The organism is Actinomadura sp. K4S16 (assembly GCF_008327685.1).
Lineage (GTDB): Bacteria > Actinomycetota > Actinomycetes > Streptosporangiales > Streptosporangiaceae > Spirillospora.
The window spans coordinates 101875-115463 of the sequence record NZ_BDDE01000030.1 but is presented as its reverse complement, the minus strand read 5'-3'; the positions used below and the strand labels follow the sequence as shown (position 1 = coordinate 115463).

Here is a 13589-nt window from a genome sequence, read left to right as displayed (position 1 = left end):
CTTCCCTTCCCTATGCGGCTTGGCGGCTCTGCACCGCGCGGCGCACGACCGTGGCGGTGAACACCGCCGCGGCCGCGGCCACGAGCGCGAGCGCCACAAGTCCTGCGGCGTACGAGCCGTAGCTTCCGTAGACGAAGCCCATCACCAGCGGCGGGACGAATCCGCCGAGGCCGCCCGCGGCGCCGACGACGCCGGTGACCGCGCCGACCTTGCTCACCGGGGTGAGCTGCGCGACCAGCGCGAACGTCGCGCCGCTGCCGGCGCCGAGCGCGGCGGCCATGGCGAGGAACGCGATCGTCCCGAGCGGCATCAGCGGGGGCGCGGACGCCTGCGCCGCCGCGCCCGCCACCGTCACGGCGAGGGCCGCGGTCATCACCCGGGCCGCGCCGATCCGGTCCGACAGCCATCCGCCGACCGGGCGCATCACGACGGCCAGCAGGACGAAGCCCGCCATCCGGTTCGCGGCGTCCGCCTGCGACAGCCCGTACTCGGTCTTTAGATATGTGGGCAGATACACCGAAAACGCAACATAGCCCCCGAAGGCCACCGCGTACAGGGCCGACATCTGCCAGGTCACGCCCATCCGGACCGTCGCGACCAGCCGCTTGGCGAGCGGCTCGGTCGGCGCGGTGCGCCCCGGGGCCTCCCGCAGGACGAGCCACGCGGCCGCCGCGTACACGGCGAGCAGCACGGCCATCACCACGAACGGGAACTCCATCCCGTACCGGTCGACCTCCTTGACGGTCGTCAGCGCGCTGATCGCGGTGCCGCCCATCCCGGCGCCGAAGATCCCGACCGCCAGCCCGCGCCGCTGCGGCGGGAACCAGGCGTTCACGAACGGCACGCCGACCGCGAACGTCGTGCCGGCGATGCCGAGGAAGAACCCGCCCACCAGCAGCGACGCCAGCGACGAGGTCCCGGCCAGGCCCAGGTAGAGGACGGGCACGATGGTGAACAGCGAGACCGCCGGGAACATCACCCGCCCGCCGAACCGGTCGGTCAGCGCGCCGACCGGGATCCGCCCCAGGGAGCCCACGACCACCGGCACCGCCACGAGCAGCGACTGCTCGAACGACGACAGGTCCAACGAATCCTTGAAGCGCGGGCCGAGGGGGCTCAGCAGCGCCCACGCCCAGAAGTTGACCGCGAACCCGATCGTGGCCATGACCAGCATGACCATGGGCCAGCCGCCGTCACCGCCCGCCCCGGTCTCCGCGGGGCCGGCCACCGCCGCCCGCCGTGTCCCACTCACCGTGTCCCCTGCCTCCGTCAGCCCGATTTCGGGGGGCCTTCCCCTCGCGTCACGCGGATAACCATGATCGGTTTCCGCCGCTTCACCCTCGTGGAGCGCGGTGACGCGCGGTAGGGACCTTGGTCCCGACAAAGGCCCCGCGAGGACGCGGGAGCCCGGCGACCGGCGGCGCCCGCGATGACCTACCGTTGTCACCGTGACCGACCATCGTGAGCACGGCGAACTGGTGGAGGCGCTGCGGGCGGCCGGGGTCAGCGGGGTGGACGACTCGGCGCTCGCGCGCTCCATGTACTCCTCGGACGCCTCGCTGTACCGGGTGCCGCCGAAGGTCGTGGTGACGCCCCGTGAGGCCGAGGAACTGCCGGCCGTGCTGGCGGTCTGCCGGGACGCCGGGGTACCGCTCACGATGCGGGGCGCCGGGACGTCCATCGCGGGGAACGCGGTCGGGCCGGGGGTCGTCGTCGACGTGAGCCGGCACCTGAACCGGGTGCTGGAGATCGACCCCGAGGCGGGCACGGCGCTGGTCGAGCCCGGCATCGTGCAGGCGGACCTGCACCGGCAAGCGGCCGGGCACGGGCTCCGGTTCGGGCCCGATCCCTCGACCCGGACGCGGGCCACGCTCGGCGGGATGATCGGCAACAACGCGTGCGGGTCGCGGGCGCTCGGCTACGGGCGGACGAGCGACAACGTGCTCGGCCTCGACGTCGTCACCGGATCCGGGGAGCGGCTCCGGCTGGGCGACGTGCCGGGGGCGCGCGCGGACAGCGTGCTGCTGGAGCGGCTGCGCGGCCTGGTGGGCGAGAACCTGGCCCTCGTCCGGACGGAGTTCGGGCGGTTCGGGCGGCAGGTCTCCGGATACTCCCTGGAGCACCTCCTGCCGGAGAAGGGGTTCGACGTCGCCCGGGCGCTGGTCGGCAGCGAGGGGACCCTCGCGCTGACGCTCGCGGCACGGGTGCGGATGGTCCGGGAGCCCGCGCACCGGGCGCTGGTGGTGCTCGGGTACGGGTCGATGGCCGAGGCGGCCGACGCCGTCCCGGCGATCCTGCCGCACGGCCCGGTCGCGTGCGAGGGCCTGGACTCGCGGATCGTGAACGTCGTGCGGGAGCGGCGGGGCGCGGGCGCGGTCCCGCCGCTGCCGTCCGGCTCCGGCTGGCTGCTGGTGGAGCTGGCCGGGCCCGAGACCGGGGCGCTGCGCTCCACGGCCCGCGAGATCGTCGCCGCGTCCGGCTGCGCCGACTCGGCGCTCGTCGAGGACATGGCGCTGGCCGACGCGCTGTGGCGGATCCGCGAGGACGGATCCGGGCTCGTCGCGCGCACGCCCGCCGGCGAGCAGGCCCACGCCGGGTGGGAGGACGCGGCCGTCCTGCCCGAGCGTCTCGGCGCCTACCTGCGGGAGTTCGAGGCGCTGCTGGCCGGCTACGACCTGTTCGGCGTCCCGTACGGGCACTTCGGCGACGGGTGCATCCACGTCCGGATCGACTTCCCGTTCGGGCGGGCCGACGGGACGCGCGTCTTCCGCGACTTCCTGAACGACGCGGCCTCGCTGGCGGCCCGGCACGGCGGCACCATGTCCGGCGAGCACGGCGACGGGCGGGCGCGCAGCGAGCTGCTGCCGCACATGTACTCGGCCGAGGCGCTGGCGCTGTGCTCGGCCGTCAAGGACGTCTTCGACCCCGACGACCTGCTCAACCCCGGCATCATCGTCCGTCCGGCGGCCGTGGACGCCGATGTGCGCGCCGTGCAGACGATCCCGCTCGACCGGGGCCTCGCTCTCGCCTACCGGGACGACCGCGGCGACCTGTCCCGAGCGGTGCACCGCTGCACCGGCGTGGGCAAATGCCGCGCCGACAACACCGGCGCGGGCGGCGTGATGTGCCCGTCCTACCTCGCGACCCGCGAGGAGAAGGACTCCACGCGCGGGCGGGCCCGGGTCCTGCAGGAGGTCGTCAGCGGCAAGCTCGGCCCGGACGGCTGGCGCTCCGAGGCCCTGCACGACGTCCTCGACCTGTGCCTGGCGTGCAAGGGCTGCGCCTCCGACTGCCCGACCGGCGTCGACATGGCCTCCTACAAGGCGGAGGCGCTGCACCGGCGGTACCGGGGGCGGATCCGGCCGCGCTCCCACTACGCGCTCGGCCTGCTCCCCCGCTGGACGCGGCTCGCCGCCCGGGCGCCCGCGACGATCAGGGCGGTGAACGCGGCGCTGCGGTCGCGGGCGCTGAGGCCGCTGCTCGCCTGGGGCGCCGGCATCGACCGGCGGCGGACGCTCCCCGCGCTCGCGCCCGTGACGTTCCGGCGCTGGTTCGCCTCCCACCGCAGCCCCGAGGGCCGCAACGGCGACGTCGTCCTGTTCGTGGACAGCTTCACCGACGCCTTCTCCCCGGAGGTCGGCCGGGCGACCGTGCGGGTGCTGGAGCACGCCGGGTACCGCGTCACGGTGACCGAGCGGCCCGTGTGCTGCGGGATCACGTGGATCTCGACCGGGCAGCTGGACGGCGCGCGGGCGCAGGCGCGGCGCACCGTGCGGGCGCTGCTCCCCCACGTCCGGCGCGGCGCCAGGGTCGTCGGCATGGAGCCGTCCTGCACCGGGGTGCTGCGGTCCGACGCCGAGGAGCTGCTGAGGGGGGTGGACGCGGCCGCCGCGCGCGAGGTGGCCGCCGCGACCCGGACCCTGGCCGAGCTGCTCGCCGAGACCCCGGACTGGACGCCGCCCGACCTGTCCGGCGTCACCGGGATCGCGCAGCCGCACTGCCACCACCACGCCGTCATGGGCTGGGCGAAGGACGCCGACCTGCTGAGGGAGGCGGGCGCCGACGTCGAACGCCTCGGCAACTGCTGCGGGCTGGCGGGCAACTTCGGCGTCGAGCAGGGGCACCACGAGGTGTCGGTCGCCGTCGCCGAGCAGCAGCTGCTCCCGGCCGTCCGCAGGACCGGGGACGACGGCGTGGTCCTGGCCGACGGGTTCAGCTGCCGCACGCAGCTCCGCGAGCTGGCGCACCGCGACGGCGAGCACCTCGCCCAGCTGCTGGCCCGCCGCCTGCCGGAGCGCTGACCGCCCGGCGCGCCCGGCCGTCCGGTCGGCCTAACCGCCCAGGGTGCGCGACAGTGTCAGGGCGGCGGTGTGGACGGCCGGGGCGACCGCGGCGAGCCGCATCCGGGTCGCCCAGCCCGACACCGACAGGGCGCCGAGGACCAGGCCGTCAGGGCCGAGGACGGGGCTGGCGGCGCAGACGATCCCGCGGCCCGACTCCTCCCGGTCGTAGGCGACGCCCTCGCGCCGGATCGTCTCCAGCTCCCGGGCGAGCAGCCCCGGCGCGGTCACGCTGCGCTCGCTCGCCTTGACGAGATCGGACTCCAGCACGCGCTTCACCACGTCCGGCGGGGAGAACGCGAGGATCGCCTTGCCCACCCCGGTCACGTGCGCGGGCAGCCGCCCGCCCACCTGCGACGGCAGCCGCGGCCCGCCGGAGGAGCCGAGGATCTCCACGTACACGACCTCGCGGCCTTCCAGCACCGCGAGGTGGACGGTCTGGCGGGTCGCCTCCCGCAGGTCCGACATGTACGGGACGGCGGCGTCCCGCAGCACCCGCTGGCGCGGCACCCGCTGCCCGATCTCGAACAGCCGCAGCCCGAGCCGCACCCGCGTGCCGCGACGCTCCAGCAGCCCGGCGTCCACCAGGTCGAGGGCGATGCGGTGCGCGGTCGACTTCGGCAGGCCGCTGCGGCGGGCGAGCTCGGCGGCGCCGAGGCCGTCGTCCTCCGGCCGGAACGCCGACAGTACCGCGACGACGCGGCGCAGGAAGCTCTCCTCGGACGGGACGGGCGGCATGGAAGAAGTGTCCCACCACGCGGGACGGGCGCGTTGCCCGCGGTGCCCCCGGCGGGAGAGGCTCGGCCTGCCCATACGACGAAAGGACGGCCCCATGGACCCGGGTTCCGTGGAGAAGGCCGCGGCCGCGCTGCTCGACGCGTACGCCACCGGCACTCCCATCTCGCCGCTGACGAAGGACCATCCGGACATGTCGGTGGCCGACGCCTACGCGGTCCAGCTCGCCCAGGTCGAGGCGTGGAAGGCCGCCGGCGCGCGGATCAAGGGCCACAAGGTCGGGCTGACCTCGGCCGCGATGCAGCGCCAGATGGGCGTGGACCAGCCGGACTTCGGCGTCCTGCTGGACACGATGTTCCTGCCGGAGAGCGCCCCCATCGACACCGGCCGCTTCCTGCAGCCCCGGATCGAGCCGGAGATCGCGTTCGTGCTGGGCCGCCCGCTGGCAGGGCCCGGCGCCACCGCGGCCGACGCGGTCGCGGCCGTCGAGTACGTGCTGCCCGCGCTGGAGGTCATCGACTCCCGCATCGCGGACTGGAAGATCACTCTCCCGGACACGATCGCGGACAACGCCTCCAGCGGCGGCGTCGTGCTCGGCACCCGCCCGGTGCGGCTGGACGACCAGGACCTGTCGCTGATGGGCTGCCTGCTGCGCCGCGACGGCGACCTGATCGACACCGGCGCGGGCGGCGCGGTCCTCGGCTCGCCGATCAACGCGCTGGTCTGGCTGGCCAACGTCCTCGGCGAGCGCGGCGTGAGCCTGGAGGCCGGGCACGTGGTGCTGCCCGGCTCGATCACCGCGGCCGTACCGGTCGCGCCTGGGGAGACACTGACGGCGACGTTCGCCGGGATCGGTTCTGTGACCGCCCGGTTCGGAGAGGAGGGTCAGGCATGAGCGAAGCGACCCGGGGGGCGCGGGGGGTCGCCCCCTCGCAGGGAACAGGCATGAGCAGGTTGACGGCGGCGATCGTCGGGCCGGGGAACATCGGCACCGACCTGCTGGTCAAGCTCCAGCGCAGCGAACTGATCGACGTCCACTCGATGGTCGGGGTGGTGCCGGAGTCCGACGGCCTGGAGCGCGCCCGCAAGATGGGCGTCCCGGCGTCGGCGGAGGGCGTGGACTGGCTGCTGAAGCAGCCCACGCTGCCCGACATCGTGTTCGAGGCGACGTCGGCGAAGGCGCACCTGGCCAACGCGCCCCGCTACGAGGAGGCGGGGATCACGGCGATCGACCTCACGCCGGCCGCGACGGGCCCCCTCGTGTGCCCGCCGGTGAACCTGGACTCGCTCTCGGACGCCCCCAACCTCAACATGATCACCTGCGGCGGGCAGGCGACGATCCCGATCGTGCACGCGGTGTCGTCGGTGGTGCCGGTGCCGTACGCGGAGATCGTCGCCTCGATCGCGTCCCGGTCGGCCGGTCCCGGCACCCGCGCGAACATCGACGAGTTCACCGAGACCACGGCCCGCGCGATCGAGCAGGTCGGCGGCGCCGGGCGGGGCAAGGCGATCATCATCCTGAACCCGGTGGACCCACCGATGATCATGCGGGACACGGTGTTCTGCGCGATCCCGTCCGACGCCGACACCAAGGCGATCGCGGAGTCGGTCGAGAAGATGGTCGCGGAGGTCGCCGCCTACGTCCCCGGCTACACGCTGCGGGCCGAGCCGCAGTTCGACGAGCCCCGCGACATCTGGAACGGGATGGCCCGCGTCGCGGTGTTCCTTGAGGTCCGCGGCAACGGCGACTACCTGCCGCCGTGGGCCGGCAACCTCGACATCATGACCGCGGCCGCCGCCAGGGTCGGCGAGCAGCTCGCGCGCAGGAAGGCCTCCTCATGAGTGAAGCGAACCAGGTGAGCGACGTCAGCGAGAAGATCCGGATCACCGACTCGACGCTGCGGGACGGCAGCCACGCGATGGCGCACCGCTTCACCGAGGAGCAGGTCCGCGGCGTCGTGCACGCCCTGGACGCCGCGGGCGTCGAGGTCATCGAGGTCACCCACGGCGACGGCCTCGGCGGGTCGTCCTTCAACTACGGCTTCTCGCTGGAGGACGACGTCAAGCTCGTCGCCGCCGCCGTGGACGAAGCGACCCGGGCCAAGATCGCCGTCCTGCTGCTGCCGGGGCTCGGCACGGTCAACGACCTGAAGATGGCGCACGACGCGGGCGCGTCCGTCGCCCGGGTCGCCACCCACTGCACCGAGGCCGACGTGTCGCTGCAGCACTTCGCCGCCGCCCGCGACCTCGGCATGGAGACCGTCGGGTTCCTCATGCTGTCGCACCGGGTGGGGCCGCAGGAGCTGGCGCGGCAGGCCCGGATCATGGTGGACGGCGGCGCGCAGTGCGTCTACGTCGTCGACTCCGCGGGCGCCCTCGTCCTCGGCGAGGCGCAGGAGCGGATCAGCGCGCTGGTCAAGGAAATCGGGCACGAGGCGCAGGTCGGCTTCCACGGCCACCAGAACCTCTCGCTCGGCGTCGCCAACTCCGTCCTGGCGCAGCAGAACGGCGCGCGGCAGATCGACGGGGCGCTGTGCGCGCTCGGCGCGGGCGCGGGCAACTCCCCCACCGAGGTGCTGGTCGCGACGTTCGAGCGGCTCGGCGTCCCGACCGGCGTGGACGTGCAGGGCGCGATGGCGGCGGCGGACGACGTGGTGAAGCCGTTCCTGCACCGGCTGCCGTTCGCCGACCGGGGCGCGATCACGCAGGGGTACGCGGGCGTGTACTCCAGCTTCCTGCTGCACGCCGAGCGGGCCGCCGAGCGCTACGGCGTCCCGGCGCACGAGATCCTGCAGAAGGTCGGCGAGGCCGGCTACGTGGGCGGCCAGGAGGACATGATCATCGACGTGGCGCTCCAGCTCGCCGCCGAGCGGGACCGCAAGGCCTAGCGAGGGTCATACCGCGAGGGGGCTGCGGTCCAGGTCGTCCAGCAGGGCGCGGGGGTCGTCGTAGACGGCCGCCGCGCCCGCCTCCTCCAGCTCGGCGCGGCTCCAGCCGCCGGTGAGCACGCACACGCACGACATGCCCGCGCGCTGGGCCGCCTCGACGTCCCAGCGGGTGTCGCCGACGAACACGGCCTTCGCGGCGGGCACCCCGGCGCGCTCCAGGGCGAGCTGGACGAGGTCGGGTGCCGGCTTGGTCGCCTCCACCTCCGAGCCGGAGGTGGCCTCGTCGATCGCGTCGTCGGCGTCCAGCGCCGCCCGCAGCGCCTTCAGCTCGGGCGCGGCCGCGGAGCTGGCCAGCACGACGCGGCTCCCCCGCCCGGCGCAGGCCCGCAGCAGGTCGGCGGCGCCGTCGAACGCCCGCAGCCGCGACCAGTACTGCGCGTACAGGGCCGTGTGCGCGGTGCGGATGCCGTCGTCGGCGTCCGGGTCCCGGTCCTCCGGGAGCAGGTGGTCGAGCAGCTTGTCCGAGCCCATGCCGATCGCCCGGTGAACGTCCGCCATGGGGACGGTGTGCCCGTGCTGGAGGAACGCCTGCCACCAGGTGGCGGCGTGCAGGTAGTTGGTGTCGACCAGCGTGCCGTCGACGTCGAAGAGCACCGCATCGATCATGCAGCGGCCCCTACCCCCTGCGCCCCCGGGGAATCGGGGCCCGCGCCGATCTCGATCGGTTGCACGGTGCAAGCGTTGGGATAGCGTGGCGTGATGACCCACGAGGAGCCCCGCGCGTCCACACCCCGCGGCCTGGCACGCCGGGAGCAGCTCGTGGGGATCGGGCTCGACCTGCTCGCCGAGGGCGGCTGGGCCGCGCTGACCGCCCGGGCGGTCGCGGACCGGGCCCGGATCCGGCCGGGGCTGCTCCACCACTACTTCAACGGGCTGCCGGGCCTGCACGTCGCCGTCGCGCAGCGGGCCAGCGAGACGATCGTCGACCCGGTGGTGGACGCGCTGGTCGCCGCACCGGACGCGGCGGCCGCACTGCGGGTGCTGCGCGAGCGCGTCCTGGCCATGCTCGCCGGCGAGCGCAACCTCAGGCTCACCGCCGAACTGCTGGTCCGCGCGCTGCGCGACCCGCGGATGGGCGCCGAGCGGCGGGACTGGGCCCGGGACGTGCGGGCCCGCGTCGCCGCGCGGCTGGAGCATCTGCGCCCCGGCTGGCCCGCCGAGCGCCGCGAGGGCACCGCCATGCTCTTCACCGCCGTGCTGGACGGCCTGCTGCTCCAGCTGATCATCGATCCCGACCTGCCGGCCGACCCGGCCCTGCACGCGACCGAGGCCCTGGTCGCCGACCGCTGACCGCCGCTCAGTCGTGCCGCGCAGGGACGATCGCGACGGCCCTGCGGGCCTCTCGGAGGATCGCCGTGCTGGTCGTGCCGAGCGGGGCGATCCCGGCGCCCCGGTCGCCGAGCACCAGCAGGCCGGCGTCGTCCGCCGCGTCGAACAGCGCCTGCAGGGGGCGCTCCAGCAGCAGCGAGACCCGGATGTCGAGCTCCGGGTACCGCTCGCGCCACGGCGCGACGGCCGCCTCCAGCTCGGCGGCGCGCGTCTTCTCCAGCAGCTCCCGGTCGTGGAACAGCGCCAGCTCGGCCGCGTCGACGGCGGCGGGCTCCCAGCAGGCGTACAGCACGCGCAGCTCCCAGCGGCGCAGCGCCGCCTCCGCGGCGGCGAAGCCGAGTGCCGGGTCGCACCACGTCGACCCGTCGGCGCCCGCCACGACCCGCCGCGGGCCCGCGCCGTCCTTGACGACGACCAGCGGGCGGGACGCCCCCGCCGCGAGCTCCAGCGCCGCCGCGCCCTCCTCCAGCCGCTCGGGCGCCCCGACCACCATCAGCTCCGCATCGCGGGACTCGTGCAGCAGCGCCTCCCGGGCCGGGCCGCGGACGAGGCGGCCGCGCACCGTGCCGGTCGCCCCCAGCTCCCGGGCCCGGCGCCTGCCGCGCTCCAGGAGGTTCCGCCCCGCCCGCATCATGACCGCCTCGGCGCGCGGGTCCCGGTGCTCCTCCGGGTAGGGCCAGTGCCAGCAGTGGCACAGCACCAGGTCGACGCCGCGCAGCCGGGCCTCCTCGATCGCCCAGCGCAGCGCCGTGTCGTTCTCCGCCGTCCCGTCGTAACCGAACAGGACGTGCGCTCGCCCGTCCCTTTCCACGCCCTCCATGTGCCTGCCCTCCTCCTGCCAGTCTGCGCGCTCGCCGCGCGCACAAGAAGAGGCGCGTACCCGTCCGCTTTCGGAAGCGATTACTGTCACGGGCGAAGGAGGAGGCAATGACAAGGCTTGGACGGGTTCGTCGCCGTTTCGGGTTCGACCGCAACGATCTGCGACGCGGGGTCGACCGCCGCCAGCGGGCGGCCGGGGTCGCCGCCGTGCTGCTGTTCACGGTGCTCGCCCCGCCCGCGTCCGTGCTCCTGGCCGCCGACGCCTACCGCAGCGGCGTCCGGGCCGAGCACCGGAACGTCCACCGCATCACGGCACAGATCACCCACACGGAGTCCGAGGGCGGCGCCGGCGTGCGCCACACCTACGCCGAGCTGGCCTGGACGTCCGTCGACGGCCGGACGCGGACCACCGTCGTCCCGGCCGACAAGTCCGTCAGGCCGGGCATGGGGCAGCGGATCTGGGTGGACGCCGCGGGCAACCCGGTCCGGCACCCGCAGACCCGCGCCGCCACCGTCGCCACCACCGCCGTGGCCGCGGCCGCGGCGGCCGCCGCCACGGGGATCCCCCTGCTGGCCGGCTACTTCCTCGTCCGCCGCCGCTGCGACCGCCGCCGCGACGCCCTCTGGGACGAGAGCTGGACGAGCCTGGCCCAGCACGCCTGATCCGTTCCCCAAGCGGCCCCCATTTCCGGGTCACGGCGACCGCTCCGAGACGATCTTCACCGCTCCCGGGGGTAGGCCGAGGGCATCTGACCTCGGGGGAAAGGGGAGGCCGTGTTCAGGAGGATCGCGGCGGAGCTCGTGGGCACGCTGCTCCTGGTCTACTTCGCGGTGGGCGTCGCGACGCTGTCGTTCGGCTTCGGCGTCGCCGGCCGGAGCCTCGCGGCGGGCGTCGTCGCGACGGCGCTGGCCTTCGGCCTGGTGCTGCTGGTCCTGGTCTACGCGATCGGGCCGATCTCGGGGTGCCACATCAACCCGGCCGTCACTCTGGGCGTGCTGCTCGCCCGCCGGATCCCGCCGGTCGACGCCGTCGGCTACTGGATCGCCCAGTTCGTCGGCGGCATCCTGGGCGCGCTGCTCCTCTGGGCGACCTTCTCCGGCTCGCCGCTCTACGAGCGCTCCGTGACCGGCCTCGGCGCGGACGGGTGGGGCGCCGCCAGCCTCATCCGCATCGACATGGGCGGCGCGTTCCTCACGGAGGTCGTGCTGACCGCCCTGTTCGTGTTCATCGTGCTGTCCATGACGAGCACGGCGGCCATCCCGTCCGTCGCCGGGGTCGGCATCGGGCTCGCCCTCACGACCGTCCACCTCATCGGCATCCCGATCACGGGGACGTCGGTCAACCCGGCCCGCAGCCTCGGCCCCGCCGTCGTCCTGGGCGGGACGGCCCTGTCGCAGGTGTGGCTGTTCATCGTCGCGCCCCTGGTGGGGTCCGTGGTGGCCGCGGCGCTGCACAGCTTCGTCGGTCCGCCGGAGAAGGAGACCCCGCTCCCGCCCGTCGAGGAGACCCCCTAGCCCGGCGGCAGGCGGTTCAACAGGCAGAGCGGGGCGCGGCTCAGTCGGTGCCGGACTCCATGGCGGCGCGGTCCAGGACCTCGGCGTCCCCGGAGTCCTTGCCGCGGGAGGCGATCATCTCGGCGCCGCCCGCCGGCATCGCGCCGATCAGCCCGGTGGAGGCCGCCTGCGCCGCGCCGATCAGGCGCGGGTGCGAGCTGCCGACCATGCCGAGCCCGGCGTACTGCTCCAGCTTGGCGCGGGAGTCGGCGATGTCGAGGTTGCGCATGGTCAGCTGCCCGATCCGGTCCACGGGGCCGAAGGCGGAGTCCTCGGTGCGCTCCATGGACAGCTTGTCGGGGTGGTAGCTGAACGCCGGCCCGGACGTGTCGAGGATGGAGTAGTCCTCGCCGCGCCGCAGCCGCAGGGTGACCTCGCCGGTGACGGCCGTCCCGACCCAGCGCTGCAGGGACTCGCGCAGCATCAGGGCCTGGGGGTCGAGCCAGCGCCCCTCGTACATGAGCCGGCCGAGCCGCCGCCCCTCGCTGTGGTAGGTGGCGAGGGTGTCCTCGTTGTGGATCGCGTTGACGAGCCGCTCGTAGGCCGCGTGCAGCAGCGCCATGCCGGGCGCCTCGTAGATGCCGCGGCTCTTGGCCTCGATGACGCGGTTCTCGATCTGGTCGGACATGCCGAGGCCGTGCCGCCCGCCGATGGCGTTGGCCTCCAGCACCAGGTCGACGGCGGACCCGAACTCCTTGCCGTTGATCGTGACCGGGCGGCCCTGCTCGAAGCCGATCGTGACGTCCTCGGCGGGGATCTCCACCTGGGGGTCCCAGAACCGGACGCCCATGATCGGCTCGACGGTCTCGATGCCGGCGTCGAGGTGCTCCAGCGCCTTGGCCTCGTGGGTGGCGCCCCAGATGTTGGCGTCGGTGGAGTAGGCCTTCTCCGCGCTGTCCCGGTAGGGCAGGCCGCGCTCGAGCAGCCATTCCGACATCTCCGTGCGGCCGCCGAGCTCGCTGACGAAGTCGCCGTCCAGCCAGGGCTTGTAGACCAGCAGGGACGGGTTGGCCAGCAGCCCGTACCGGTAGAACCGCTCGATGTCGTTGCCCTTGAACGTCGAGCCGTCGCCCCAGATCTGGACGTCGTCCTCCAGCATCGCGCGGACCAGGAGGGTCCCCGTCACGGCCCGCCCGAGCGGCGTGGTGTTGAAGTAGCTGCGGCCGCCGGACCGGATGTGGAACGCGCCGCACGCCAGCGCGGCGAGCCCCTCCTCCACGAGGGCGGCCCGGCAGTCGACCAGGCGCGCGACCTCCGCCCCGTACTTGGCGGCGCGGCCGGGCACCGAGGCGATGTCGGGCTCGTCGTACTGCCCGATGTCGGCGGTGTAGGCGCACGGGACCGCGCCCTTGTCGCGCATCCACGCGACGGCCACCGAAGTGTCGAGGCCGCCGGAGAAGGCGATCCCGACGCGCTCACCGACGGGCAGGGAGGTCAGCACTTTGGACATGAGCACAAGTATGCACGCTCCTGCATGAACATGCAACGCCGCCGCGCTTCCACAGGTCCGGGACGGGGGAAGTCGTTCACCGCCCCGCACGGCCCGGTCGCATCGGCTGGGCCTCGAAGGCGCCGTGCGACCGCGCGCCGCAGGCGCCGCGCCCGGTCCCGGGCTCGAGGCATTCGGCGCCCAGGACTTCACGACCGCCCAGGAGGGCGGTCGGAATGCGGGACGCCGAGTAGTACCGAACCGCACCGCTTTGAACTTGAATGCACAATGCTCTATTCGTCACACATTCGCCCTTCCGAGATGCGGAGGCGACACGGCGGCTTGATTATCAGTGACCATGGCACCGGCAATTACCGCGCAAGTTGCACGACCCGGAATTGGAATGACCGTAATATGGCGATCCGCCATCGACGA

12 protein-coding genes are annotated in these 13589 nt (G+C 74.1%); 7 read left to right on the top strand and 5 right to left on the bottom strand.

The features are described from left to right. Positions 1–10: 10 nt before the first annotated feature. Positions 11–1252 carry an MFS transporter gene (locus K4S16_RS41735; protein WP_308801011.1) on the bottom strand — a complete coding sequence of 414 codons (1242 nt, stop codon included), beginning with the start codon at positions 1250–1252 and terminating at the stop codon, positions 11–13. 286 nt (positions 1253–1538) lie between these two features. On the opposite strand from K4S16_RS41735, the gene K4S16_RS41730 reads away from it, so the two are divergent. Then, a complete protein-coding gene (locus K4S16_RS41730) occupies positions 1539–4301 on the top strand; it encodes an FAD-binding and (Fe-S)-binding domain-containing protein (protein ID WP_149264673.1) in 2763 nt (920 codons plus the stop codon). Between the two features lie 30 nt (positions 4302–4331). Here K4S16_RS41730 and K4S16_RS41725 read toward each other — a convergent pair whose 3' ends face one another. Beyond that, complete coding sequence (locus K4S16_RS41725) at positions 4332–5078, bottom strand: IclR family transcriptional regulator (protein WP_149264644.1); 747 nt, start codon at positions 5076–5078, stop codon at positions 4332–4334. Between the two features lie 94 nt (positions 5079–5172). Between K4S16_RS41725 and K4S16_RS41720 the strand changes: the two genes are divergently transcribed. Genes K4S16_RS41720 through dmpG form a run of 3 tightly spaced genes read left to right on the top strand, consistent with a single transcriptional unit; the run spans position 5173 to position 7963 of the window. Continuing rightward, positions 5173–5970 (top strand): 2-keto-4-pentenoate hydratase, encoded by a 798-nt coding sequence (locus tag K4S16_RS41720; protein ID WP_149264643.1) that lies wholly within the window; start codon positions 5173–5175, stop codon positions 5968–5970. Positions 5971–6020: 50 nt separating this feature from the next. Continuing rightward, entirely contained in the window at positions 6021–6917 is an 897-nt protein-coding gene (locus K4S16_RS41715; RefSeq protein ID WP_149264642.1) for an acetaldehyde dehydrogenase (acetylating), read from the top strand. Next, a complete protein-coding gene (gene dmpG, locus K4S16_RS41710; RefSeq protein ID WP_149264641.1) occupies positions 6914–7963 on the top strand; it encodes a 4-hydroxy-2-oxovalerate aldolase in 1050 nt (349 codons plus the stop codon). The genes K4S16_RS41715 and dmpG overlap by 4 nt, the downstream gene beginning before the upstream one ends. Before the next feature lie 6 nt (positions 7964–7969). Here the strand turns inward: dmpG and K4S16_RS41705 are convergent, their stop codons facing one another. Next, positions 7970–8629, bottom strand: coding sequence for an HAD family hydrolase (locus K4S16_RS41705; RefSeq protein WP_149264640.1), 660 nt, complete (start codon positions 8627–8629; stop codon positions 7970–7972). 93 nt (positions 8630–8722) lie between these two features. Between K4S16_RS41705 and K4S16_RS46670 the strand changes: the two genes are divergently transcribed. Continuing rightward, positions 8723–9313: a TetR/AcrR family transcriptional regulator gene (locus K4S16_RS46670; RefSeq protein WP_200842427.1), complete on the top strand. Its 591-nt coding sequence runs from the start codon at positions 8723–8725 to the stop codon at positions 9311–9313. Between the two features lie 7 nt (positions 9314–9320). On the opposite strand, the gene K4S16_RS41695 is transcribed toward K4S16_RS46670, so the two are convergent. Then, on the bottom strand, positions 9321–10172 hold the full coding sequence (locus tag K4S16_RS41695; protein ID WP_149264639.1) for a universal stress protein: 852 nt from the start codon (positions 10170–10172) through the stop codon (positions 9321–9323). A 107-nt stretch (positions 10173–10279) separates the two neighbouring features. Here K4S16_RS41695 and K4S16_RS41690 point away from each other — a divergent pair, with 107 nt between their 5' ends. Both K4S16_RS41690 and K4S16_RS41685 read left to right on the top strand, forming a co-directional pair. Further along, entirely contained in the window at positions 10280–10834 is a 555-nt protein-coding gene (locus K4S16_RS41690) for a hypothetical protein (RefSeq protein ID WP_149264638.1), read from the top strand. Between the two features lie 111 nt (positions 10835–10945). After that, positions 10946–11686 (top strand): aquaporin, encoded by a 741-nt coding sequence (locus K4S16_RS41685; protein WP_149264637.1) that lies wholly within the window; start codon positions 10946–10948, stop codon positions 11684–11686. Positions 11687–11726: 40 nt separating this feature from the next. Here K4S16_RS41685 and argG read toward each other — a convergent pair whose 3' ends face one another. Further along, on the bottom strand, positions 11727–13175 hold the full coding sequence (gene argG, locus K4S16_RS41680) for an argininosuccinate synthase (protein ID WP_149264636.1): 1449 nt from the start codon (positions 13173–13175) through the stop codon (positions 11727–11729). Positions 13176–13589 lie beyond the last annotated feature (414 nt).

Bases quoted from the DNA above. Each gene is read 5' to 3' on its own strand.
- dmpG (WP_149264641.1), top strand. From the start codon at position 6,914: ATGAGTGAAGCGAACCAGGTGAGCGACGTCAGCGAGAAGATCCGGATC.
- K4S16_RS41725 (WP_149264644.1), bottom strand. From the start codon at position 5,078: ATGCCGCCCGTCCCGTCCGAGGAGAGCTTCCTGCGCCGCGTCGTCGCG.
- K4S16_RS41715 (WP_149264642.1), top strand. From the start codon at position 6,021: ATGAGCAGGTTGACGGCGGCGATCGTCGGGCCGGGGAACATCGGCACC.
- K4S16_RS41690 (WP_149264638.1), top strand. From the start codon at position 10,280: ATGACAAGGCTTGGACGGGTTCGTCGCCGTTTCGGGTTCGACCGCAAC.
- K4S16_RS41720 (WP_149264643.1), top strand. From the start codon at position 5,173: ATGGACCCGGGTTCCGTGGAGAAGGCCGCGGCCGCGCTGCTCGACGCG.
- K4S16_RS41730 (WP_149264673.1), top strand. From the start codon at position 1,539: ATGTACTCCTCGGACGCCTCGCTGTACCGGGTGCCGCCGAAGGTCGTG.
- K4S16_RS41695 (WP_149264639.1), bottom strand. From the start codon at position 10,172: ATGGAGGGCGTGGAAAGGGACGGGCGAGCGCACGTCCTGTTCGGTTAC.
- K4S16_RS46670 (WP_200842427.1), top strand. From the start codon at position 8,723: ATGACCCACGAGGAGCCCCGCGCGTCCACACCCCGCGGCCTGGCACGC.
- argG (WP_149264636.1), bottom strand. From the start codon at position 13,175: ATGTCCAAAGTGCTGACCTCCCTGCCCGTCGGTGAGCGCGTCGGGATC.
- K4S16_RS41705 (WP_149264640.1), bottom strand. From the start codon at position 8,629: ATGATCGATGCGGTGCTCTTCGACGTCGACGGCACGCTGGTCGACACC.